Below are 23,944 nucleotides of genomic sequence, written 5' to 3'. Positions count from 1 at the left end.
GTTCCTCGCCCTCTCGGCGCACGCGCCGTCAGAGGCGACCGTGCGGCAGTCCTCGGTTCCTTTGCGCGGGCCGGCTACCCGCGTGCGAGTGGCGCGCGATGAGCGGCACAACCGAGTCAGGTGAGGACCTGCTGCTTGATCTCACCATCGGCCGCTACCGCGCCCAGTGCTCCGACGGCACCGTCCTCGACTTCGACCTGAACATCTCGGGCGCTCCGACCGTCGTCATCGAGCCGGCTCCGGCCACCGTCCCGACGATGGTTCCGCGGCAGCCGATGACTGTGCTGTGGGCGCGGTCGACACCCGGTCCGGGGACACCGCCAAGCGAGCCCGTCATGCCCAACCGGATTCGCACCGGCCAGCGATGCCACGTGTACGTATGGCTTCGCGAAAGCGCCCACGAGATCGTCACCGCACCCGTGATGTCGATCCGACCCGACAGCGCCGTGACGCCTTGCGCCGACACCGATCGATCAGCCGTCTCCTGGGTGAACGTCCACACCACACGCGGCCTGGAGTGCCGCATGGTGTGCGTCGACGGAACGACCATCGACTTCGACCTCTGCGGCCCAAACTGCTCGCATGCCAGGATTACCCGCCCGGCTACGAGCGGGGGGCTCCCTCGCGAGGAACCGCCCATGGCGCTGCTATGGGTGATGAGCTATCCCGCGCGTCTCGCGGAGGGGATCCCGCAGCTCCTACAGGTCGGCTCCACCCACGAGCTCTTCCTCGGAGCAGGCGATCTCATCAGCCGCATCAGGACGCCGCCTGCTGCTTCGATCATCCGCATCGATCACGCTACTGACCCCACCTGGCACACGGACCCTGAGAGGACATGATGTCGATTAACGAACGCTGGTTCGATGTGAGCCGCGGTACCCCTGCACTCTCGGAGTGGGACGCGCTGATCGGTCCGTTCTACGACGCGGATGCTGCGGCACTCGCGCTGGGCACATGCCCCCGACTCCTGCCCCGCGAGCGTCTCATCGAAACCCGCACGTCAGACGGACACTGCCTGTACCCCGCGTGGCAGTTCCAGGACAGGGCCCTGTACAGCGAAATCGTCGAGCTCAAGAGGCAACTCGCACCCGCCACCGAGGATGGCTGGACCATCGCGTGGTGGATGAAGGTTCGCCGGAGGGAGTTGAACAATTTCAGCGTCTACTCGTGGATCCGAGCGGCCCGCGGGCTCGACATCCCATTGGATCTCGCACGGGCGTTCGTCGCCGAGACGGAAGGCGTGCCTTCCGCACGCCGGACTAGGCGTCGGACAGGACCACCAGATGTGCGCCCCTGAGTCCCGCGGCTCGCGCGAGCGCGTCAAGCACGTAGTCCAGGTCGTCCCGGCTCAACCGCGGAATGACTTCGCTCAGGTCGACGGGCTCACCGCCGAGCAGCGAGACCGCGACATCCGCAAACGCCCTCTCACTTGACGACCAGGCGCCAGCGCTCGCACGGTTCGCTGAACACCGCTCAGCGACGCGTATGCGGTTGTACCATGCGGAAACGCGAGGAGGGGATCATGAGAGGTCTTCCTGAGGGCTTCGACTGGTCGGTGCTGACCGACAAGGAGCAAGAGGAGCTGAGGCGTAGACAGGAGAGCGCGAAGGGGCCACACCGGTCGATGCCGGGCGGGATGCGGGAACCGGAATCCGCGCAGGTGCGGTACCTCGGAGCGGCCGGGACCGGCATCTTCGGCGGCATCCTTGCGCTAGCGGCGTTGGGGTTCCGTGATCCTGAGGGACTGCTGGTCAACTTCATGATCTTGGGTCTGGCGGTGACGGTGTCGATGTTCTTCGGTGGGTGGGCGGCGCTTGTCCGCGCGCGTCGGCAGGCGTGGGAATCGTTGGTACCGAGTTACCTGCACCACATCAAGTACGCACGGCGCGTGCAGGACAAGCTTGAACGCGCGCATTCCGTCGGCTCTGACGATGCTTACAACCACCTTGATGGGATGCCCCGCAAGATGCGCCAGCACCTCTGGTACGGGGATCACTCGGAGCTGAACTGGCGTGACCGTGAGCAGGCGGAGCAGTGGGGCCTGTCCGCTGACGAGTACTCCCAGTGGAAGAGTTCCCATGATCCTGACTGAGTAGCGCCGCGTGCCCTTTGGAGGCCGCTCGCGGTGATCGACTGCGATGACAAACTCGTCTTCACCCGGGAGGTTCCTGGCATCTGAAGGCACCTGCCGAGGACTGTCGGACGTCCGGTTGTTGACGCCCCGTATGCAGTCTGGAATGGGGGCGACTTGCGTGATTTGCTGGCGCCAGACCGCCTTTTGAGATGATCGCGATCGCCGATGCCTGACACGACGAGGGCGAGTTGGCGTGTGACGGTGAGGCACAACTTCTAGTCGGTGAGGGGACGTCGGATGGCCGTGAGCGCGGGATCTGATCTTGAACTCGTTGAGCGCTCGATCGGACACTCCCTCAGTGACATCGAGGATGCAGCGCGCCACGGGAACGGGGTTCTCGACCAACTGTTGCCTCAGGAGCGTGCGGCGCAGACGCGCGAACTGCTGAGCGAGGCACGGCGCGCAAGAGACGTCACAGCGCGACCTAGCGAACTAGCGCCGGCTCTGTACGACGTAGAGGGGAACTACTCTGCGCGGTCGATGGGGATCGGGCTTCCTCCACCACGCAACTCGGTGCCGATCGCGCACATTCGGCATGCCCTGCTCTTCAGTCACCGCGTCCACCTCATCGATCCGATCGCGCAGATGTTCGACTGGCAGGACAAAGTAAGGAACCGCGAGTTCTGGGGCCTCGTCGTGCGTCAAACGCTCCGCGACTACCGAGACGCATTGCCCCTCGTCGACGCAGGAACCGTGCAGCTCCATGCACCGCCGAATGGCGTCCTCCATGCCGATATCTCAAGCTCCGCCGTGCAGGACAGTCCCGAGTTCCTCCGGTTCACGGAGCTCGTAGTCGACGGTGGAGCCCCGACCACAGTCCTCGACGTCGCAAGGCTCCGGGCATCTCTCTGGCGCGCGCGGCACGACCCCATCGCGCGAGCCCGACTCAGCGTCGCCCTCTTGTTTGAGGGCTTCGGGGAATGGCGAGACGAGTTGGTCGATCTGAACAGACAGCACTACGCGCAGATCCCGGGCGCGGACACCTGGTTCCCGACTGCGGAGCACGCGCGGTACCACTCGGGAGCGATGCATCTCCTGAGCCAGGGGAACCTCTCCAGGTGGAAGCCCACAGACACCTTTGAGCAGATGTTGCTGCAGATTCAGATCCCATCGCTAAATCAGCTCGCCGGAGCGGAGATCGTCAAGATCAGAGCTGACGCGGAGGTATTTGACGCGTGGCGCGGCGCAATGAGCGAGGTCCTCTCGGAGGTGTACCACAACGGGCTGCGAGACAAGCGGGCCATTGCCGCGGCACGCGGAGAGCTCGCCGGACTCGCACGGGACCTTCGCCGCAAGGCTGGCCCCGCCCTCGGGAAACTCTTCACGGGAGCGATGCGTGGGTTCGCGCTGGGCACAGCCGCGGGCTTGAGCTACAACATGGCGATGAGCCCGGCGATTGACGTCGCATCAGCCGCCATCCCGAGTGCAGTCGGAGCGGCGGCGGACGCAGGCACAACGGCGGCTGTGCAGGCTGTAGGGCGCACAAGCGCCAAAGCCGCACTCCGGAACGTACTGATCGTGTCGGAGGCGCTCGACAGCCGAGCTTGAAAGGCCGAGCGGTCTAGTTTGGTCCTTCCGTCGGTCGGGCGTGGCCCGCTGGGCTCCATTGGTGCACCCGCGCGCAACAGGGGGATTCCGCGCAGCAAAGTTTGTCGTCGGGCACTACCCGTAGTTATGGTGCACCAACCGCCGCGTCGGAGCAGGGTCATACATTGGTCACCATGACTGAGATGCTGGCGGCACTCTTGGGTGCGCTCGTAGGTGGTGGTCTCTCCGCGTGGGTCGGCGCTCGGCAGACCGCGAAGGTCTTGAGCCATGAGACTGACCTCGCAGCGACGGAGCGGAAGGAAGCGCAGCGTGCCGACGAGGATCGACGACGCGCCTTCGCTGCCGACCATCTGATCGCTGCGCTGGCCGACTTCACGTCCGCACTGCCGAGCGACGCGGACCGCACGCCGTACTTCGTGCGCGTCTCGGCTACCGCAGACGTCCATCAGAACCGCGAGATCCGCGCATCTGCCCTACTGCAAGCAGGTTCAAGCCATGTACACGCGCTCCCCGAAGACCTCCAGGAACGGTGGGACGCGCTGGTCTGGATGGTGAGGTTCGGTCAGTTGAGGCAGCCCGACCGCGCCGAGGAACTCCGTCGGCGCGACGCATCCGACCTCCTGAACTACGTCGAGTATGTGCGGCGATCGTTGCGCGCCGTGGCAGGCGATGAGCCTATGCCGGCGCGCTTCCCTGTGCCGGAGGTTCGCCGCGACGGCCCGCGGCCGTGGGGCTTCCGGCCCGAGAGTGGTCAGGATGAGCCGGACCTCACCGACTGGCAGTTGGCTGACCGGTTAGTGGGCGAGGTGAGGTTCACCTCTGGCGAGGTCCGCTGGTTTGGGCCCAACGGGCTGGTCGAAGATCTCCCTCGCGATTCGTCCGGGGCAGCCCCGGCAGGCGCTTGATGTGAAGGCACCCTCCGTGCCGGCGGTGAGGGGCTTCGATTCGGCGCGCAGCGGGCCGCGGCGGGGCTTGTCGTGCTGCTGCCTCTACGACCGCGGCGGCGCGCTGACTGCGCCTGGTGCACGCCGGTCGCGGTCCGCTGCGCGAGTGGCCGACGCGGCGCTCGGGCGGCGCGGACCGGGGGTGCCAAGTGCTGGCTCGGGGGTCTTGGCTGCGCAGGGTTGTCGCCGTCTTCGGGAGTGGGCGGAGCGCCGCGCTGGTAGTCGACTTGGATCACCAACCAGTCTTCACCGGGGACGCTCTCAGCATCTGAGGGCACCTCGGGTGGGGCTCCGGAGGGCTCGTTCCGGAACAACTGTATTTAGTCGGGACTACTGGTTGCGACTGCCTCGTGCGCACAGACGAGGACGCGAGGGCAGCCGAAGCTGAGGCTCAGCGCTTTCGCGCCGAGGCGAGCAGCCCCATGGTGCCGTTCCCCAGGCAGGTGCGACTCGGCCAGTCGGCCGCCCGGCATCAGGCAATGGCCGACGCGCATTGGGCGGGGCGGCGCGTGCTGCCCATCGCACAGATCAACCAGGGAGGCGGTCGCTGATGGTTGAGCGGGACTCGAACGTCGTCCGACGCATCCGGGAGGCGCAGGCACGCATCCTCGCCGGCACCCCCGAGCACATCGAGGTTGGCGTCACCAGTGTCCGAGGGCTCGCCAAGGAAGCGGGCGTGAACCTCAACTGGCTCAACCGTCAGTACGAGCAAGAGCGCGACGCGTTCACCGAGGCCGTCCGCGCCGCCGCAGGTGCAGACCTCACGGCCCGCGAGGTCGAACTCACCAGTCGCATCGAGGAACTCGAAGCCGAGGTCAAGCGGCTCAAGGCGCAGTCGAAGGAGAGGCTGGGTCGGGCCGACAACTGGAAGGCCGCCGCTGAGCACTTCATCCGCGAGGTCCATGTCGTGAAGCTGCAACTGGCGCGCGAAGTGGGGCGGACGGAAGCGGCCTTCAAGGCGCGGAACGCCGCCAAGGCTGAACGGGACACCGCCGTCGAGGCCATGAAGCAGGCGTACGACGAGCTGCACGCCTACGAGGTCGAGCATTTGCCGACCAGGACGGCCACGATCCACCAACTCAGGCCGCGGGACGGCGCGTGAGCGGCGACGCCTGAGGCGTCGTGCGCGCGTGCGTACGTGCAGGTCAGCGATCGCCCTAGGAGTTGATTCAGGATTCGCTTCGTCGCAGTCGTGGGGGCAGTCGATCGGGCGTGGCGCGAGGTGAATACCGTTGCCGCGTCGACGGCATCGCCCACGAGGACGGCGGATATGTGCTGCAGCAGACCCCCGATGACCCAAGTGCGCGCAAACACCCAGACCGATGAGGCCCCCGGGTGTTCGCGCGTGGCGCGATACGCCCTCAGAAGAGCGTGCTGCGCGGCGGCTCGTCAGCGTCGTGGAGGTCAGGGTTCGGGTACTTCTCAAGGATGGCGTCCATCTCGGGCGTACCCCACGCGAGGTTCCACCACGCCATGGCTCTCAGCTCGGTCTGCGCGGCCACGTTGTCGGGGTGGACGCCGAGGCGTTCCCACATCGTCTGTACGGTGGATGTGAGCGCTGCCTGGCGGATGAGTGCGGGGCGGTGTTTGCGGCTATCGCGCGAGTTCGCGATGAACGACACGCCGCTTCGGACATACGGGTCGGGGTCATCGGCGAGCGACGCAAGGATCTCCGGCTCGGACGAGACATGCGCGACCGCCCATCGCACGTCGCTGCTGCGATGGTGCGCCAGTTCGCGGCGGCGGTCCAGGCTGAGGCGACCGATCGCTGCTGCCATGATGACGCGGTCGCGTGAACGCCAGATTCTCTCCAGCGCTTCTGTGGGTGTGTCCGCTCGTAGCGCGAGCATGATCAGGTGCGTCCATGCGACGCGCATCATGTCCGGGTCGAACCTCATCGGTGCGGGCTGGTCGTGGTATCGATGCAGCGTCTCGATGACTACGAGCAGGTCGGCGAGGTTCGGCAGTGCTGGCACGTCTGGCGGTGGATCGTCCGGGCGAACACGCTGGACTGAAAGGGGCGTGTGTGTGTCGCACCAGCGGGGTGGGAACGCCCCCTGGTAGAGCGCCTCGCATGCGCACGCATAGCGAGGTGCTGAGGTCGGCTCGTCGCTCATCATGCTCGATCATCCCGCAATCGCCGCAGTTCACGCATCGCCGCAGCAGCGACCGGTCTAGGTGTCGTATGGGAGCGCTCGGGGATGGTCTCCATCAACGGCGTCGGCAAGACGTCTCGGTGAGCCGACGCGATCTAGGCAGCCGCTGTCTTGCACGAAGGAGCGGGGAACGTTCGGCGCGTGCCGGTGCTGGGAGCCTGGTTCAACTTTTAGTATCCAGGCATGGTTGCGATGACACCGTCGGCAGCGCGTGACTTCTGGCATGCTCTCGTGCGGAACGCTGCGGATCTCGTCATCGAGGCGGATCTGCTGTACCCCTCTCCGCGCACGCAGTCGCTCATCGTTCTGGCTCACGAAGAGCTAGGGAAGGCCTCGTGGGTCAGCAGCGCATGCCGGCGGGCCTGGCGCGAGGACGACCATCCACCTGTCGAGGTTCCAGAACTCCAGGACCACGGCCGACGCCATGTGCCGAAGCTCGCTCAGGCGTACGAGTTCCTGGCGGACGATGAAGCCCGTTTCGTGCTCACGGGTGACGGTCTCGCGGAGTGGGAGGCCGACAGGCTTGCCGGCAACCGGCAGTGGGCTGTCGCCGACAACGTCGCGAAGCAGAAGGGCTTCTATGTCGATCTTGAGGAGTCGGGCGAGTTCACCGTCCCGAGCCGGGTCGAACGGCCCGCGTTGTCGTACGACCTCTGGGAAGTCGCGCACTCGGTGCTGTGGGCGATCGCTGACGACTCGTTGCGGGCAAGTAGGCCCCGCCTGGACTTCGCGGAGGACGAGCTGCGGCTCAAGCAGGTCAGCGACAGGCACGAGCCCTCCGACGCAGGCTGACGAACTCACCAAGCGGCCTGCTTGTTGGGTCGTTGGCCGAGCGCTTCAAGCCAGCCCTCGGGAGCGCTGCGCTGGTAGTCGACTTGGATCACCAACCAGTCTTCACCGAGGACTTTCTCAGCACCTGAGGGCACCTGCGGAGGGGGTTCAGAGGGCCCGTTCCCGAATCACTGTATTTAGTCGGGACTACGAGGCGGCGCAGCTCCTGCTGAGCGCGATCGTGGTGCCGGTGCTCGCCCGGCTGGGCGACATGGTGGGCCACCGCAAGGTGCTCCTCGGATCCCTCGCGCTCACGGCCGCCGCGAGCTGGGCGATCGCGTTCTCGCCCACCTTCCCCCTGTTCATCGTCGCGTGGGCGCTGCAGGGCTTCTACGTGGTGTGGCTGCCGCTCAACGTCGCGATCATCCACACCCGCGCGCGCGACCGCGAGGACGGCGCCGCGCTCACCCGCCGGGGCGCCGGCGTGATCGTGATGGCGCTGCAGGCCGGCGCGATCCTCGGCGCGGTGGTCGGCGGCCAGCTCGGCGGCATCCTGCCGCTGTGGGCGGCCCTGTCGATCCCCGCAGCCATGGTGACCCTCGCGGGCGTCGTGGTGCTGGTGAAGGTCCCCGACACGGGCGCCCGCGGCGGCGGCCGCATCGACTCGACGGGCACCGTGGTGCTGACGCTCGCGCTGCTGGCGATCATGGGCGGCCTGTCCGTGATGCGGCGCACGGGCTTCTCCGGCTGGGTGGTGCTCCTGGTCGCGGTCGGTCTCGCGCTGCTGTGGGTGTTCGTCCGGGTCGAGCGGCGGTCCGACGACCCGCTCGTCGACATGACCATGCTGCGCCGCCCCACGATGTGGCCCGTGATCCTGACCTCGGCGCTGTTCGGCGTCAGCGTGCTGGGCGCGCAGGCGCCGCTGTCGACCTTCGCCCGCACCGACCCCGCCACCGTCGGCTACGGGCTCGGCCTGACGTCCGCGACCGCGGGCTACCTGATCGGCGCCTACGTGCTGTCCCTGCTGATCGGTGCCGGCGTCTTCGCCCGCCTGTCGCAGCTGATGAGCCCCCGCATCGTCCTGATCGGGGCCTCGCTGCTGGTCGCGGCCGGCTACCTCTCGCTCATCCCCTTCCACTCCGGCGTGCCGCAGGTGGTGGCGTGCATGGTGGTCGCCGGGCTCGGGTCGGGCATGCTCGTCGCCGCGCTCCCGGCCGCGGCGGCCGCCGCGGCGCCGTCGCACCAGACCGCCGTCGCGACCGGGCTCACCAACACCACCAAGACCATCGGCGGCGCGTTCGCCTCCACCGCCTTCGCGATCGCGCTCGCGTCCGGCGTCGCGGCCGCCGCGGGCGACTCGACCGCGGGCTCCCTGAGCGGGTACGTCACGGTGTGGGCGATCTGCGGCGTGACCGCGCTGGTCGCGACCGGGGCCCTCCTCACGGTGCCGAAGGTCGCGTTCACGCACAACACCGATGCGAAGGTGGCCGAGGCGGAGGAGCTGCTGTGATCCCCGCCGCCCCGGAGGTGGCGTCCCGCCTGGCCGCGCTGGTGCGCGTACCGACCATCACGCCGCCGCACGGGCCGCTGGACGATGCGACGGCCGCCACGTTCGCGACCTTCCGCGCCGCGCTGCGCGGCTTCTACCCCCGGGTCTTCGCTCACGAGGTCGAGACTGTCGGCCGCGCGGGCCTGCTCATCCGGATACCCGGCGGCGGCGCTTCCCCGGTGGTCCTCATGGCCCACCAGGACGTGGTGCCCGTGCCCGAGGACTGGGCCGCCGAGGGCTGGGAGCACGGCCCGTTCGAGGGCGTGATCTCGGAGGGGTGGGTCCACGGCCGCGGCACCCTCGACGACAAGGGCGCGCTGGCGGTCGCGCTGGAGGCCGTCGACTCCCTGCTCGGCGAGGGGTGGACGCCGCCGGGCGACCTGTACCTCTCGCTGGGCGCGGACGAGGAGTCCCACGGCGACAGCGCGATCCAGGCGGCGACGCTCCTGGAGGCGCGCGGCGTCGCGCCCGCGCTCATCCTCGACGAAGGCGGCGCCGTGACGCTCGGCGCCTTCCCGGGCCTCGAGGGCGAGGCGGCCGTGATCGGGGCGTCGGAGAAGGGGATCGTCGACGTGACGCTCACCGTGGAGGGCAGGGGCGGCCACGCGTCCACGCCGCCGCGGGAGTCCGCGCCGGGGATCCTCGCCCGCGCGCTCGGCCGGATCGAGGCGCACCCGCACCCCTCCGCGCTGCACCCGGTCAACGTCGAGCTGCTCGAGGCGGTCGGCTCGCGGCTGGGCGGGGCGAGGGGCGCGGTGATGCGCCGCGCGGGCGCGCTGCGCTGGCTGCTCGCACGGCTGCTGCCGCGCCTGGGCGCCGAGCTCGCGGCGATGACCCGCACCACGGTGGCCATCACCCAGCTGCGCGGATCCCCCGCGCACAACGTGCTCGCGACGTCCGCCACCGCCACGCTCAACATCCGGGTCGCCGTGGGCTCCGGCGTCGATGAGGCGGTGGCGCACGTCCGACGCGTGATCCGGGATCCCCGCGTCCGGATCGACATCGAGGAGCCCTCGGAGCCGTCGCCCGTGTCGCCTCGCGGAGACAGCCCCGCCTGGACGGCCCTCACGGGCGCGGTCGCGGCGTCGTACCCGGACGCGCTCGTGGTGCCCTACGTCATGCTCGCGGCGTCCGACTCGCGGCATCTCGCGCACCTCGGCCCCACCTACCGCTTCGCGCCCCTCCGGATGAGCAGCGACCAGCGCGCCGCCGTGCACGGGCCGAACGAGAAGGTCGAGGTCGAGTCGCTCGGCCGCGGCGTCGCGTTCTACCGCGCGCTGCTCGCCTCCGACGAGGCGTGGATGCGCGGCTAGCCTCGTGCTGTGACCACGCCTCAGCTCGACCGCGCCGACGCGCTCCGCGCCTCCCTCGCCACCTGGACCGTCGACGCCGTCGAGGCCGTGTGCGGCGAGCGCGCCACGCGGGCCCTCGCCCGCGAGCAGGTGCTGCCGGCGCGCCTGGCCGCCCGCGCATCGTCCACCCCGGAGGCGACGCTCACGCGCGTGTTCCTGCTGGGCGACGCCGTGCCCGTCGCGCGGCTGGACGATGCGCTGCCCGGCGTGGGCGCCGACGGCGCCGCCGCGATGGGCCTGGTCGAGCTGAGCGCGGGAGAGGCGCGGGCGCGCGTCGACCTGCGCCCTTACGAGACCACCACCGCGGACGGGGAGGCGCGCTGGTGGGTGGCGTCCGACCTGGGCGAGGACGTCACGGGCGAGCGGCTCGAGGCGGACCACGTCCTCGGGATCGGCGGTGCCTCGCTGACGCTCGCCGGCATGACCATGCGCAGCCCGGTCGGGCGGGTGCTCGACCTGGGCACGGGCTGCGGCATCCAGGCGCTGCACGCCTCGCAGCACGCGCGGGCGGTGGTGGCCACCGACATCTCGCGTCGGGCGCTCGCGTTCGCGGAGTTCAACCGCGCGCTCAACATTGCGGGCGCCTGGGACCTGCGCGAGGGGTCGATGCTCGAGCCCGTGGCGGGGGAGCGGTTCGACCTGGTGGTCTCCAACCCGCCGTTCGTCATCACCCCGCCGGGGACGCCGGAGTTCGAGTACCGCGCCTCCGGGGTCCAGGGCGACGGGATCGTCTCGGGGCTGATCTCCTCGGTCGGCTCGGTGCTCGCCCCCGGCGGCGTCGCGCAGATGCTCGGCAACTGGGAGATCCACGGCGGAGGGTGGGGCGACGGCCTCGAGGCGTGGCTCGCCGCGTCGCCCGTGCCGCTCGACGCCTGGGTCATCGAGCGGGACCAGCTCGACGCCGCGGAGTACGCGGAGACCTGGCTGCGCGACGCCGGGGTGACGCCCGAACGCGGTCGGGCGGCGTTCGAGGACGCGTACGAGGCCTACCTGAGCGACTTCGACGCGCGGGGGGTCACCGCCGTCGGCTTCGGGATGGTGCTGCTGCGACGGCCGCTCTCCGGCGCGCCGACGCTGCGGCGGCTCGAGCAGCACGAGGGGGCGCTGCAGGAGCCGTTCGGTGCGTACCTGGTGGACGCGCTCGCGGCGCACGACCTGGTCGCCTCGCTGTCCGACCAGGCGCTTCTCGACGCACGCTGGACGGTCGCCGCCGACGTCACGCGGGAGTCGTACGGACCGGTGCTGCAGGCCGACCCGTCGCACCTGCTGCTGCGCCAGGGGGCCGGGCTCGGACGCTCGATATCGATGGACACGGCCCTCGCGGGCTTCGTCGGCGCGTGCGACGGCGAGCTCGCGGCCGGGCAGATCGCGCACGCGCTCGCCGCGCTCCTCGACGTGCCGTCGGGCGTCATGATCGAGGGCCTGGTCCCCGCGATCCGGGAGCTGGTCGCGGACGGCTTCCTCACGCCGGCCGCGGACTGATCTTTACCCGGCTTGACGCTCCCATGGGGGGCGTTTGCGAGGCGCCATAGGGGTGGTTCACCGGTCCGTGAGGGACCGTTCGAAAACCCGGGACCAGGGTCCGGACCGGCCTTCCGCCGCGCTTCCTACCCTGGATTTATGACCCCGAGGTGCAACGGCTGCACACCCCTCCCGCGCAGGCGGGGAGACCGTCGACCGGACACCGCTCGCATCGTCGCGACGCTCGGGGCCACGACCCCTCACCCGCACACCCACGGCGCCGCGTCCCACCCGGACGCACGCCCGACCGAGCCGTCCGCGGGAACGGACGGCTGAACCAGGGTCCGGAACCCCCGCGGAGATCCCGCGGTCCGGCCGGATCCGCCACCAGGAGGCACGCCCCATGTCCACCACCGAGATCGACGTCCAGGCCATCGAGCAGATGACCCCGCACTCGCTGTCGATCGCCGACATCACCCCGATCGGCACCGGCGACTGGCCGGGCCGTCCGGCCGTCACCATCCTGCTCCAGGGCTGCCCGTGGACGTGCACGTACTGCCACCAGCCCGCGCTGCAGGACTCGACCGCCGCCGGATCGGTGACGTGGCAGGACGTGGTCGACTTCCTCGAGGTGCGCCGCGGCATGGTGGAGTCCGTGGTCTTCAGCGGCGGAGAGCCGACGCGCCAGCCCGGCCTGGTCGCCGCCATCCGCGCGGTCAAGCAGATGGGCTTCCAGGTCGGCCTGCACACCGCCGGCGCGTACCCGGCGAAGCTCGCGGCCGTGCTGTCGGAGGTCGACTGGGTCGGCATCGACATCAAGGCGGCACCCGAGCGCTACGCCGAGGTGACCGGGCAGGAGGTGTCCGGGGTCAAGGCGTGGACGTCGCTCGAGCTGGTCCAGCACTCCGGCGTCGACTACGAGGTGCGCCTCACGATCGACCCCACCGTGCACTCGCGCGAGGACGTGTTCGCCGCGGTGCGCGAGGTGATCCGGCGCGGCGCGCACGCCCCCGTGCTGCAGCAGGCGCGCCCCGGCGGGGTGTCCGACTCCTACCGCGCCGAGCTCGGCCGCCGCGGCATGTACGACGTGATCCGCCACGACGACCTCCCGGACCTCGCGCGTCGCTGACGCCCGCGCCGCACCCCCCGCGCGCAGCGGGCTCGCGCCCCAGGTCCGGATCCACGGCCGCCCTCCCTCGGGAGGGCGGCCGTTCTGCTGTGCGCGACGGCGCGTCGGGCACCGCGGGGGTCCCGCCGGATGGTCGGGGACCACTATTTGGCAACTGTCGCTCAGAGTTCGCTGAGAGCCCTGGGTGCGTGATTCGGGGAGTGGTGACGTGTCATCTAGTGACATAACACCTGCTACGTGAGGGGTGTCACACCGACGCTTCACGATTTCGTGTCAAATCGGGCACATGGTCCCGGGAATTACGCAACGACGCGCGAGACGCTTGGCGCAGCAACACACCGGAGGTCCAAAGAAGGGCCGTCCCCAAGGAAAGGAAATCCCCATGGTCACCAAGCTGCGCATCATCGGCGCGGTCCTCGCGCTCGCCGGACTCGGCTTCATCGGCGCCGGCATCTACGCCTTCACGGAGGTCCAGGCGGGTCAGAACTCGCTGCAGAAGTTCTCCGAGGCTCAGAACGTCCAGCTCACCTACAACGAGGACGGCGTCCTCATCGATCGCGGCACCGTCGAGGGCGCCGAGGGCATCATGAGCCTGCTGGTCGACGACTGGGGCTACAAGGTCGTCGAGTCCGAGTTCGACCCCAACGACCCGCTGGTGAACACCGGTTCCGAGTACATGTACCAGATGGCGCTCGTGGGCTACCACACCCTCCACGGCACCACCACGGTGACCCTCGACGAGGCCGTCGAGTACAACGGTGAGACCTTCGAGGCCGGCACCTACGAGGTTCCGACCGACGGCAAGTACTGGGCCGACTTCGACCGCATGCACCCGCTCGAGGGCCCGGCCCGCGCGCAGGCCTGGAACCCGACCGCTCACGCGCTGTTCGGCGAGCTGGGCGTCGGCTCGGTCACCGCGTCGACCCTGAAGCTGGGCCTCGGCATCGTCGGCATGATCTCCGGCCTGGGCCTGCTGTTCCTGGCTCTGGGCGCCGGCCTCTTCTGGATCTCCGGCGACGTCGCCCGCAAGGCGACCGCCAAGGTCGAGGAGACCGAGCTCGCGACCGCGTAAGCGGCACGCCTCACACGGGAGGGTCCCTTCGGGGGCCCTCCCGTCGTGCTGTCCCGGCGCGGCCGGACCGGCCCCTTCGCCCCGCCCCTGGTCCCCCCCGCCCGGACACTGCGCACGGATCTCGCCGCGACACGCCGAGCGCTCGCGGCCGATGCGGAGTCCGACCCGGCGTGTCGGGCTCAGTTCCGTGCGGACTGTCCGGGGCAGGGGTGTCAGGCGGCGGATCAGACCGCGAGGTGGCGCGCGAGGACCTCGCGGATCGACTCCCAGTGGTCGGTGCGGGCGGCGAGCAGCGGCGCCCCGGCCGTCTGCGCGGTGACGTAGCCGCTGCCGTCGACCCGGCCGACCGTGTAGCCGCACTCCGCCGCGATGGCCGCGCCCGGGACGTGGTCCCACGCCTTGGCCCGCGTGTAGACCAGGTAGCCGACCTGCTCGGTGACCAGGTCGGTGTAGTCGAAGCCGGCGCACATCCGCAGCTGCGCGTAGTCGCCCAGCTCGCGCTCGGCCGCGATGAGGCCCTCGCGGACCTCGTCGGCCGCGTACTTCACGGACACGGCGCCCTGCGGCAGGTCGGCGACCGCGGCACGCACCTCGGCCGCGCGGGTGCGCGCGACGCCCGGCAGCGGTCGGCCGTCGACGAACGCGCCGACCCCCTCGAGACCCTCGTACAGGTGGCCGGTCTCGGGCTGCAGGATCCACCCGCCGACCGGGCGGCCGGCCTCCACCAGCCCGACCATCACGGCGTAGGTCTCCGACCCGGCCACGAAGTTCGCGGTCCCGTCCACGGGGTCGACCGTCCAGGCGACCTCGTCGGTCGCGAGCACGTCCTCGACCGACGCGTCCTTGGACGCCGCCTCCTCGCCGACCACCGGCACGTCGAGGATCGCGCGCAGCATCGGCGTCAGCGCGAGCTCGGCCTCGAGGTCGGCCTCCGTGACGTAGTCGCCGGGACCCTTGAGGTGGATCTGGCCGTCGGCCAGGGCGCGGAAGCGGGGGCGGATCTCGGCGTCGGCCACGCGACGCATCGCGTCGCCCACGGCCGCGCGCGCGGCGGCGTCAAGGAGGGGCTGCATGGCGCTCATGGTGTCACGGCGGTGTGTCGGGAAGGTGAACGATGCGCGGGTGGCGGCACCCCTGCATCGTCCACAGTCCCGGTGGCGGTGCCCCATCCCATATGTATATTGAGTGCGTTCCGGCCCCCGAGCGGTGCCGGAGGACGCTATCCGGAAGAAGTCAGGTGCCATGGCCCGCAAGCTCGTGATCGTCGAGTCGCCCACCAAGTCGAAGACCATCGGCGGCTATCTGGGCGCCGACTACGACGTGGTCGCCTCGGTGGGGCACATCCGTGACCTCGCCGAGCGCTCCGAGCTGCCCGCCGAGGTGAAGAAGGGCGACATCGGCAAGTTCGCGATCGACATCGCGGGCGGGTTCGTCCCCTACTACGTGGTGAGCCCGGACAAGAAGAAGATCATCACGGACCTCAAGCGGCGTCTCAAGGAGGCCGACGAGCTCTACCTCGCGACTGATGAGGACCGCGAGGGAGAGGCGATCGCCTGGCACCTGCTCGAGGTCCTCAAGCCCAAGGTGCCGGTGAAGCGGCTCGCGTTCCACGAGATCACCCGCGAGGGCATCGAGCGCGCGATGGCGGCGCCCCGCGAGGTCAACACCGAGCTCGTCGAGGCGCAGGAGGCGCGTCGCCTCCTCGACCGCCTCTACGGCTACGAGGTCTCGCCGGTGCTCTGGCGCAAGATCCAGCAGGGGCTGTCCGCCGGCCGCGTCCAGTCCGTGACGCTGCGCCTGGTGGTCGACCGCGAGCGGGAGCGCATGGCGTTCCAGTCCGCGGAGTACTGGGACCTGGCCGCGCGCTTCACCGCGACGGAGGGTCCGGACCGCGGCCGCTCGTTCGCCGCGAAGCTGACCTCCGTCGACGGCAAGCGCGTCGCGACCGGCAAGGACTTCGACGACCGCGGCGCCCTCACCAACAGCAAGGTCGTCCACGTGACCGGCGCGCTCGCCGGCGCGCTCGCCGCGGGCCTGGCCGAGGCATCGTTCTCCGTCACCTCGGTCGACTCGAAGCCGTACAAGCGCCGCCCGGCCGCGCCTTTCATCACGTCGACCCTGATCCAGGAGTCGAGCCGCAAGCTGCGCCTCAGCGCGCGCCAGGCGATGTCGGTGGCGCAGGGGCTGTACCAGAAGGGCTTCATCACCTACATGAGGTCCGACTCCCCGACGCTGTCGGCGGAGGCGGTCCGTGCGGCCCGCTCGCAGGCCGCGGAGCTGTACGGGTCGGACTCGGTCGCCGCCAGCGCCCGCGTCTACGCCTCGAAGGACTCCAACGCGCAGGAGGCGCACGAGGCGATCCGGCCCGCCGGCGACCGCTTCCGCACGCCCGACTCGGTGCGCTCGGAGCTGCGCGGCGACGAGTTCCGCATGTACGAGATGATCTGGAAGCGCACCGTCGCCTCCCAGATGGCGGACGCCGAGGGCACCACGTCGACCGTGCGCATCGGCGCCACCACCGCCGCGCACCACGCCGTCGAGTTCTCCGCCTCCGGCACGATCATCACCAAGCCCGGCTTCCTCGCCGCGTACGAGGAGTCGCGCGAGAAGGAGCGCTACGAGGAGGACGAGCAGAAGGTCGGCCGCGAGGGCGACGCCCGGCTGCCGCAGCTCGCCGCGAGCCAGAAGGTCGACGCGGAGGACATCGAGCCGCTGACCCACGCGACCACGCCGCCGCCGCGCTTCACCCAGGGCTCGATGATCAAGGAGCTCGAGGACCGCAAGCTCGGGCGCCCGTCGACCTACGCCGCGATGGTGGACGTGATCATCGACCGCGGCTACGTGCGCGTCGACCGCCAGCAGCTGGTCCCCAACTGGATCGCGTTCGCGATCATCCGCCTGCTCGAGGAGCACTTCAGCTGGCTGATCGACTACGACTTCACCGCCGACATGGAGCAGGACCTCGACCGGATCGCCGACGGCGAGCTGTCGCGTCTCGACTGGCTCAGCGAGTTCTACTTCGGCTCGGGCGAGGAGGAGGACGGCCGCGGCCAGGGCCTCAAGGCGCTCGCCGAGAACCTGGGCGACATCGACGCCCGCGCGAACTCGACCTTCGAGGTCGGCGACGGGATCGTCCTCCGCGTGGGCCGCTACGGCCCCTACATCGAGCGCGAGGTCGACGGCGAGCAGCAGCGCGCCTCCGTGCCCGAGGACCTGTCGCCCGACGAGCTCACCGTCGCGAAGGCGGAGGAGCTCCTCGCGAACCAGGGCGGCGACGAGCGCGAGCTCGGCACCCACCCGGAGTCCGGCCTGCCGGTGGTGGCGAAGGCCGGGCGGTTCGGCCCGTACGTCACCGAGGTGCTGCCGGACGATGCGAAGGGCAAGCCCCGCACGGCGTCGCTGTTCAAGTCGATGGACCTCACGACGGTCACGCTCGAGGACGCGCTGCGGCTCATGAGCCTGCCGCGCGTGGTCGGGGTCGCCGACGACGGCGAGGAGATCACGGCGCAGAACGGCCGCTTCGGCCCGTACCTCAAGAAGGGCACGGACTCGCGCACCATCGAGTCCGAGGAGCAGCTGCTCAGCATCACCCTCGAGGAGGCGCTCGCGATCTACGCGCAGCCCAAGCGTGGCCGTGGCCGCACCGCCGCACCGCCGCTCAAGGAGCTCGGCACGGACCCGGTGAGCGAGAAGCCCGTGGTGGTGAAGTCCGGCCGGTTCGGCGACTACATCACCGACGGCACCACCAACGTGACCATCCCCAAGGACCTCACGCTGGACTCGCTGACCGAGGAGAAGGCGTACGAGCTGCTCGCGGAGAAGCGCGCCAAGGGGCCGGCCAAGAAGCCGGCCCGCCGCACCGCCGCGCGCAAGACCACCACGCGCAAGAAGTCCTGAACCCGCGCTGCCCGCGCATCGAACCACCGCCGACGGAGGCCCGCATGCCCGACAAGACCCCCGCACCCCAGGCCTCGGGCGGCGTGCCCTCCGTGAACGTGCGCTGGCTCGGCTACCTCGGGCTGGTGCTCGGCTTCGGCGCGGTCGCGCTGACCGTGGACTCCGGATCCGTCTCGGTGCTCGGGTTCTCGTTCCCGATCTCCGTGCCGCTCATCGCGGCGATTGCGTTCGCGGGCGGAATCCTCGGCGGGCGCTTCGGCCCGCGCCCCGGCGCGCTGTAGCCGACCTCCCGGCGCCGGTCGCCCGCGGACGTCCGCCACCGGAACCGAGCCGTGGCGCGCTGACAGAGGACCGATTCGCCCCGATCCGGTGGCGCGCGTCCGGTCGCCGGTAGTGGACTGGTGGCGCGGCGGCGCGGATCGAGCGCACACGTTCTTGACCGATGTCCCGAACCCTCGCAGTGCCGGATGCCGCCCACCGGCCGCGGCGTCGCGGACGTGGGCGCCCACGCCATCCGTCAGGTTGCCCGTTGTGGACATCATCGAGGCACTGGGCGTGCACGGGGGCGCCGCACGGCGCGAGGCGTTGCTCGCTGCCGGCGTCACCAAGCATGCGATCTACGCGGCGCTCCGGGCCGGCGTGGTGACGCAGCCGGCGCGTGGGTGCTTCGCCGTGCCCGACGCGCCGCTGTGGGCCGTACGTGCAGCGTGCTTCCGCGGCGTGCCCACCTGCGTGACCCTTCTCGGCCTCTGGGGCCTGCCGCTGCTCGATCGCGACCCGCGTGCGCACATCGCGGTTCCGCGCAATCGGGCGCTTCGCGCGACCGACTCGCGGAGCACCAGTCGGCTGGTGCTCCATCGCGAGTTTGAAGCGCCGGTCAGGGCCGAGGACGCGGTCCGGATCGCGCTGGCGCACGCCGCCCGGTGTCTCCCGCGGGATCAGTGGCTCGTGCCGGTCGATTCCGCGTTGCGCCAGGGGCTGATCACGGTGGACGAGGCGATGCACGCGGGACGGCGCGGAGCGATCCCGGCGCGGTGGACTCAGAGGATGGCTGATCCGCGCGCCGAGTCGCCGGCCGAGACGCGCGCACGTGTCGCGATGCTCCAGGCGCGCCTCGACGTGAGGAGCCAGGTGTCGATCGAGGGCGTGGGCCGGGTGGACTTCGTGGTGAGGAAGCGCGTGATCGTCGAGACCGATGGCCGCGAGTATCACTCGGATCCCGCGAGGTTCACGGAGGATCGGCGCCGTGACCGGGCCGCGATCCTGCTGGGATTTCAACCGTTGAGGTACCCCGCCGCGCACGCGCTCCGCGACCCCGAGTCCATCGCGGCGGACGTGCGCCGACTACTGCGCGGCCGGGCTCGGACCTCCGCCACCGGGTTGAACTGATCTCGCACCGGGCCGGGCCACAGAAGCGGATTCCGGTGGCGGACGTCCGGACCCTGAGCTAGCGCAGGTGGCGCAACGGCGGGTGGCTCGGCCGCGGGCTTCGTCGCACTCGGCGACGTGACTAGGGTGAGTGTCATGAGTGCACCGCTGCCGATGTCCGCGCCCGCCGTCCGCTGGGGAATCCTCGGCGCCGGAGGGATCGCCCACAAGCTCGCCGACGCCGTCAACAGCTACACGCAGTCCCAGGTGCTGGCGGTCGCCTCCCGCGACCAGGCCAAGGCGCAGGCCTTCGCCGACCAGATGGGGGTGCCGACCGCGTACGGCTCCTACGAGCAGCTGGTCGCGGATCCGGACATCGACGTGGTCTACGTCGCGACCCCGCACAGCCACCACCACGAGCACATGCTCCTCGCGATCGAGGCGGGCAAGCACGTGCTGTGCGAGAAGGCGTTCACGCAGAACGCCGCGCAGGCCCGCGAGGTGGTCGCCGCCGCCCGCGCGAAGGGCGTGTTCGTGATGGAGGCGATGTGGACCCGCCACCTGCCGCACGTCTACGCCATCCGCGAGCTCATCGAGCGCGGCGAGATCGGCGACGTGGTCTCGGTCCAGGCGGACCACGGTCAGCCCATCGCCCACATCCCTCGCATGTGGAACCCCGAGCTCGCGGGCGGCGCGCTGCTCGACCTGGGCGTGTACCCCATCGCCTTCGCGCACGACATCCTGGGCGTCCCGGACCGGATCACCGCGACGGGCCGCATCCGCGACACGGGCGTGGACAACCAGTCGAGCATGGTGTTCGACTACCCCACCGCGCAGGCGATCCTCACCACCACCATGGAGGCGCGTACGCCCTGCACCGCGCACATCGCCGGCACGGAGGGCTGGATCGAGATCGACCGGATGTTCTACAACCCGGTCGCATTCACCGTCACCCGCCACGACGGCACGTCCTGGCGCTGGGACGGCACGGTCCCGAACGGCTTCCAGTTCGAGGCCGCCGAGGTCGCCCGCCGGATCACCGCGGGCGAGACGGAGAGCCCCTACCTGACCCTCGACCAGTCGGTCGAGATCATGGAGATCATGGACACCGTCCGCGAGCAGATCGGCGTCTCCTTCCCGAACGAGGGCTAGGGGCCGCGCGGCCTGACGCAACCTTCTCCCCACCCCATGGCGTTTCATGGGGGGAGGGGAGATCATGGGTGACTCTGAGCCGATCGAGGACCTGTACCGGGTCGCGCTGCCGCGACTGTGCCGGTACGGCCTCCTGCTCACGGGCTCCGAGGCCGAGGGCGAGGAGCTGGTCCAGGCCGCGATCGTCAAGACCTTCTCCCGGTGGCGGAGGATCGACGACGCGCGGGCGGCCGAGCAGTACGTGCGTGCGACGATGCGCACCCTCACCATCGACGCGGGGCGTCGGGCCGCGCGCTGGCGCCGGGCGATGCCGAGGCTGGTCGAGCAGGCCGGCGAGGCACCCGACGAGGCCGTGGCCGCCGCGGACGACGTCGCGGCGGCGATCCGGGCGCTTCCGCCGCGGGTCCGCGTCGCGGTCGCCCTGCGCTACCTCGACGACCTGACGATCGCGGAGGCGGCGGACCGGATGGGCGTGACCGCGGGCGCGGTGAAGAAGTACCTGCACACAGCGCGCGAACGGCTCGAGCCGTGGCGGCTGGGAGAGATGGACCACGAGGCGCATGGCGCGCCCGTCCGCGAGGCCGTCGAGCCTCGTCGCGCCGGAGGGAGGCGAGTGCGATGGCCCCGGATCTCATGACGACGCTCGATGAGCGAGCCGAGGAGATGGCGACCCGGCTCCAGGCATCGGGCACTGCCCGCGTGCGCGGGCGCATCGCGCGGCGCCGCCGGACCCGCGGTGCCCTGACGGCGCTGGCCGTGGTCCCGCTCGTCGCCCTCGCGGCGTGGGGCATCGGCGTCGCGGGACGGACGCCGCCGATCGAGCCGGCGCGCGGACTCGAGATCGTGCTGGACGAGCCGCTCGAGCCGCAGCTCGTGGAGGCGATCGGTGCGGGCGACGCCGACGCCGTGCGGGAGCTCCTCGCGCTCGGCGCCGACCCCGCCCACGTGGACGAGGACGGTGCCACGACGGCGGACGTGGTGCCGACGCTGGCCTACCGCGCGATGCTGCGGTGCGACACCGCGGTGCTGGGGGTGCTGGACGAGTACGGCGCGCCGCGCGTGACGCTGTGGCCACCCGATGAGGACCTCGCGGTCCGAGCCGCGATGACCTTCTGCGAGCCCGATGCGCTGCTCGCCGCGCTCGAGGCCTCGCCCATGGCGGCGACGCCCGAGCGGGTGGTGGCGCTCGCGGTCGAGGAGGCGGACCCGCTCGCTGTCAACGCGCTGATCGCCGCCGGGTACCCGACGGAGATCGAGGGGCGCTGGAGCGCGCTCGCGTCCGCCGCGCAGGCGGCGCGAGCCGACCGCCAGGAGCTGATCTCCCTCCTGCTGCGCCTGGGCGCGGACCCCGCCGCCGTGATCGACGGCGAGCCGATCGCCGAGTGGCTGGTGGGGCGGACCTCCTCCGGGGTGGTCGATCAGATCGCGGAGGCGGCGGAGGTGGCGTCATGAATGCGCGGATCGGATGGGCGGCGACCGCGGTCGCGGTGCTGCTGGTGGTCGCGGGATGCACCGGGGAGGACGCGTCGGGTGGCGCGAGCCCGGGTGCGAGCGCGGGCGAGATCGCTCCGACGCTCTCCCCCGACATCGCTCTCAAGGCCGCCGTGGTGCGGGGCGATCTCGACGCCGTGCGGGAGGCGCTGGACGCGGGCGCCGACGTGCTCGCCGCCCCGGGTGGGAGCACCGCGCTGCACGTGGCCGCGCGCACCGGACAGGCGGAGGCCGTGGCGCTGCTGCTCGAGGCGGGCGCGGACGTGGGTGCGCGGGAGCCCGACGGCGACACCCCGCTGCACCTGGCCGCGTACGCCGACGACGGCGAGGTGATCGCCCTGCTGGTCGAGGCCGGAGCCGACCCCGACGCCGCCGAGGGGTTCCCGTACGACGCGCGGCCGATCCACATCGCGGCCTCCACCGGCAACCTCGCCGGGCTGGGCGTCCTCGTGGCGAACGGCGCCGACCCGGCTCTCGACAACGGGATGGAAAAGGACACCACCGACTACGCCGCGTGCCACGGGAGGACCGACGTGCTGCGCCGCCTGATGGACCTCGGGATCGCGCCGTCGGTCGGCAGCGCGGCGTGCGCGCGCGACGCCCTGTACTTCGAGACGCTCGACTACCTGCGATCGCTGTCCTGACGGACCATTGGGATCGCCGCGCACAACCTGTCGCGCACCCAGCCCGTTCTTAGGTCGGGAGGGAGCCGACATGGGGACGCTCGAGGATCTGTACGACCACGCCGGTGCCGCGCTCGCCGCGCTCGGCGCGCAGCTCACCGGGGAGAAGGCGGCCGGGATCCGCCTCCGCGACGATGCGGTGGTCGCCGTGCTCGGCGGCGCCTGGCCGCCGCGACGCGAGGACCACGTCGAGCGACGGGTCCGGGCGCACATGCGGCGGCACGCCCCGGTGCGGCAGGCCCCGGCGGACGGCGAGGAGACGATGCTCGTCGGGGGGAGGAGCTGACATGTCCCCGGCGGAGACGGTCGAGGCGGTCCCCACGGGGGTGCGCTCGCGGATCTCGCGACGTCGTCGCCTCGGGGTCGCGTTGCTGATCGCAGCCGCGATCGCCGGGACGGCCGTGGGTCTCACCCATCCGCTGCTGGAGCGTGCGGCGGCGGTCCGCCTGGTGGGCGACGCCTCGCTCGAGCAGACCCTGCGCGACGCGATCGACGCGGGCGACGAGGCCCGCGTCGCGGCCCTCGCGAGGATCGGCGCGGATGTGAACCACCGCTACGCCGACGGCCTGCGCCCGCTCGAGGTGGCAGCCATGCGGTGCGACCGCGACACCGTGCGGGCGCTCGAGGGGCACGGAGCCCGGCGAGCGGATGCCGACGGCGTGGACCCGGCGCTCCGGATCGCTATCGAGCGCTGCGACGAGGACACGGTCCGCGCGATCGCGCTCACCGCGGTCGAGGACCACCGTGGGTCCGCGATCCAGGCGGCGCTCGCCGCGCGCGGCGACCCGCGCATCGTCGCCGCCGTCCGAGGGTACGTGCCATGACGCGCGGGTGGCTGGCGGTCGCGCTGTTCGCGGTGACGGCGTGGCTCGGCACCGCGGTCGCCGGCGGCGCCGCGGCGGATGCGCGCGACCTCATGACGCCGGACCAGGCGCTGCGCGCGGCGGTGGTCGAGGGCGACATGGCCGGGGCCGTCGAGGCGCTCGACGCGGGCGCGGATCCCGACCACACCGTGGACGGCGCCACCGTCCTGCACGTGGCGGCCCGCCAGGGCGACCCGAGCATCGTCCGGCTGCTGCTCTCGGCCGACGCGGACCTGTACGCCCGGACGTCGGACGGCGAGCTCGCCCTCGAGCTCGCGATCCGCGCCCGCAGCGGCGACGCGGCGGCCGTGCTGATCGAGGCGGCCGGCCCGTGCCGGCTGTGCCGGCCTCGCTAGCCTGAAGTTGGGCTCGGC

General features: G+C 71.0%; 24 protein-coding genes. 22 read left to right on the top strand and 2 right to left on the bottom strand.

What is annotated here, in order from left to right:
* Positions 1-98: 98 nt before the first annotated feature.
* The 6 genes from QQX13_RS12155 to QQX13_RS12130 all read left to right on the top strand — a co-directional run bounded on the left by QQX13_RS12155 (position 99) and on the right by QQX13_RS12130 (position 5,728).
* Entirely contained in the window at positions 99-839 is a 741-nt protein-coding gene (locus QQX13_RS12155) for a hypothetical protein (RefSeq protein ID WP_301153476.1), read from the top strand.
* A complete protein-coding gene (locus tag QQX13_RS12150; RefSeq protein ID WP_301153475.1) occupies positions 836-1,297 on the top strand; it encodes a hypothetical protein in 462 nt (153 codons plus the stop codon). The genes QQX13_RS12155 and QQX13_RS12150 overlap by 4 nt, the downstream gene beginning before the upstream one ends.
* A 225-nt stretch (positions 1,298-1,522) precedes the next feature.
* Positions 1,523-2,092 (top strand): hypothetical protein, encoded by a 570-nt coding sequence (locus QQX13_RS12145; RefSeq protein ID WP_301153474.1) that lies wholly within the window; start codon positions 1,523-1,525, stop codon positions 2,090-2,092.
* A 279-nt stretch (positions 2,093-2,371) separates the two neighbouring features.
* On the top strand, positions 2,372-3,682 hold the full coding sequence (locus QQX13_RS12140; protein WP_301153473.1) for a hypothetical protein: 1,311 nt from the start codon (positions 2,372-2,374) through the stop codon (positions 3,680-3,682).
* Between the two features lie 173 nt (positions 3,683-3,855).
* Entirely contained in the window at positions 3,856-4,587 is a 732-nt protein-coding gene (locus QQX13_RS12135) for a hypothetical protein (protein ID WP_301153472.1), read from the top strand.
* A gap of 589 nt (positions 4,588-5,176) precedes the next feature.
* Positions 5,177-5,728 carry a hypothetical protein gene (locus tag QQX13_RS12130; protein ID WP_301153471.1) on the top strand — a complete coding sequence of 184 codons (552 nt, stop codon included), beginning with the start codon at positions 5,177-5,179 and terminating at the stop codon, positions 5,726-5,728.
* Between the two features lie 259 nt (positions 5,729-5,987).
* Here QQX13_RS12130 and QQX13_RS12125 read toward each other — a convergent pair whose 3' ends face one another.
* On the bottom strand, positions 5,988-6,746 hold the full coding sequence (locus QQX13_RS12125) for a hypothetical protein (protein WP_301153469.1): 759 nt from the start codon (positions 6,744-6,746) through the stop codon (positions 5,988-5,990).
* Positions 6,747-6,965: 219 nt separating this feature from the next.
* Here QQX13_RS12125 and QQX13_RS12120 point away from each other — a divergent pair, with 219 nt between their 5' ends.
* From QQX13_RS12120 to QQX13_RS12095, 6 genes are all read left to right on the top strand, one after another.
* Positions 6,966-7,574, top strand: coding sequence for an AbiV family abortive infection protein (locus tag QQX13_RS12120; RefSeq protein ID WP_301153468.1), 609 nt, complete (start codon positions 6,966-6,968; stop codon positions 7,572-7,574).
* Complete coding sequence (locus QQX13_RS12115; protein WP_301153504.1) at positions 7,471-9,063, top strand: MFS transporter; 1,593 nt, start codon at positions 7,471-7,473, stop codon at positions 9,061-9,063. Before QQX13_RS12120 ends, QQX13_RS12115 begins: the two co-directional genes overlap by 104 nt.
* A complete protein-coding gene (locus QQX13_RS12110; protein WP_301120603.1) occupies positions 9,060-10,415 on the top strand; it encodes a M20/M25/M40 family metallo-hydrolase in 1,356 nt (451 codons plus the stop codon). Before QQX13_RS12115 ends, QQX13_RS12110 begins: the two co-directional genes overlap by 4 nt.
* 9 nt (positions 10,416-10,424) lie before the next feature.
* Positions 10,425-11,936 carry a N5-glutamine methyltransferase family protein gene (locus tag QQX13_RS12105; protein WP_301120602.1) on the top strand — a complete coding sequence of 504 codons (1,512 nt, stop codon included), beginning with the start codon at positions 10,425-10,427 and terminating at the stop codon, positions 11,934-11,936.
* Between the two features lie 382 nt (positions 11,937-12,318).
* The gene (locus tag QQX13_RS12100; protein ID WP_301120601.1) at positions 12,319-13,044 is read left to right on the top strand and encodes an anaerobic ribonucleoside-triphosphate reductase activating protein; all 726 of its coding nucleotides are present in this window, start codon (positions 12,319-12,321) and stop codon (positions 13,042-13,044) included.
* A gap of 382 nt (positions 13,045-13,426) precedes the next feature.
* A complete protein-coding gene (locus tag QQX13_RS12095; RefSeq protein ID WP_301120600.1) occupies positions 13,427-14,116 on the top strand; it encodes a hypothetical protein in 690 nt (229 codons plus the stop codon).
* A 224-nt stretch (positions 14,117-14,340) separates the two neighbouring features.
* On the opposite strand, the gene QQX13_RS12090 is transcribed toward QQX13_RS12095, so the two are convergent.
* On the bottom strand, positions 14,341-15,189 hold the full coding sequence (locus QQX13_RS12090; RefSeq protein WP_301120599.1) for an inositol monophosphatase family protein: 849 nt from the start codon (positions 15,187-15,189) through the stop codon (positions 14,341-14,343).
* Between the two features lie 169 nt (positions 15,190-15,358).
* Between QQX13_RS12090 and topA the strand changes: the two genes are divergently transcribed.
* The 10 genes from topA (at position 15,359) to QQX13_RS12040 (ending at position 23,926) form a co-directional block, all read left to right on the top strand.
* A complete protein-coding gene (gene topA, locus QQX13_RS12085) occupies positions 15,359-18,013 on the top strand; it encodes a type I DNA topoisomerase (protein WP_301120598.1) in 2,655 nt (884 codons plus the stop codon).
* A 44-nt stretch (positions 18,014-18,057) separates the two neighbouring features.
* On the top strand, positions 18,058-18,294 hold the full coding sequence (locus QQX13_RS12080; RefSeq protein WP_301120597.1) for a hypothetical protein: 237 nt from the start codon (positions 18,058-18,060) through the stop codon (positions 18,292-18,294).
* Positions 18,295-18,544: 250 nt separating this feature from the next.
* Positions 18,545-19,402: an endonuclease domain-containing protein gene (locus QQX13_RS12075; protein ID WP_301120596.1), complete on the top strand. Its 858-nt coding sequence runs from the start codon at positions 18,545-18,547 to the stop codon at positions 19,400-19,402.
* Positions 19,403-19,537: 135 nt separating this feature from the next.
* Positions 19,538-20,533: a Gfo/Idh/MocA family protein gene (locus tag QQX13_RS12070; RefSeq protein ID WP_301120595.1), complete on the top strand. Its 996-nt coding sequence runs from the start codon at positions 19,538-19,540 to the stop codon at positions 20,531-20,533.
* 64 nt (positions 20,534-20,597) lie between these two features.
* Positions 20,598-21,170, top strand: coding sequence for an RNA polymerase sigma factor (locus QQX13_RS12065; RefSeq protein WP_301153467.1), 573 nt, complete (start codon positions 20,598-20,600; stop codon positions 21,168-21,170).
* Entirely contained in the window at positions 21,152-21,985 is an 834-nt protein-coding gene (locus tag QQX13_RS12060; protein WP_301153465.1) for a hypothetical protein, read from the top strand. Before QQX13_RS12065 ends, QQX13_RS12060 begins: the two co-directional genes overlap by 19 nt.
* On the top strand, positions 21,982-22,668 hold the full coding sequence (locus QQX13_RS12055; RefSeq protein WP_301153464.1) for an ankyrin repeat domain-containing protein: 687 nt from the start codon (positions 21,982-21,984) through the stop codon (positions 22,666-22,668). Before QQX13_RS12060 ends, QQX13_RS12055 begins: the two co-directional genes overlap by 4 nt.
* A 70-nt stretch (positions 22,669-22,738) precedes the next feature.
* Positions 22,739-22,993, top strand: a complete 255-nt coding sequence (locus QQX13_RS12050) for a hypothetical protein (protein WP_301120587.1) — start codon at positions 22,739-22,741, stop codon at positions 22,991-22,993.
* Position 22,994: 1 nt separating this feature from the next.
* Positions 22,995-23,531 carry an ankyrin repeat domain-containing protein gene (locus tag QQX13_RS12045; protein ID WP_301120585.1) on the top strand — a complete coding sequence of 179 codons (537 nt, stop codon included), beginning with the start codon at positions 22,995-22,997 and terminating at the stop codon, positions 23,529-23,531.
* Positions 23,528-23,926, top strand: coding sequence for an ankyrin repeat domain-containing protein (locus QQX13_RS12040; protein ID WP_301120583.1), 399 nt, complete (start codon positions 23,528-23,530; stop codon positions 23,924-23,926). Before QQX13_RS12045 ends, QQX13_RS12040 begins: the two co-directional genes overlap by 4 nt.
* Positions 23,927-23,944: the final 18 nt, after the last annotated feature.

The organism is Demequina lignilytica (genome assembly GCF_030418375.1).
Lineage (GTDB): Bacteria > Actinomycetota > Actinomycetes > Actinomycetales > Demequinaceae > Demequina > Demequina lignilytica.
The sequence above is the reverse complement of the archived record's forward strand: the minus strand, read 5'-3'. Positions and strand labels throughout refer to the sequence as shown.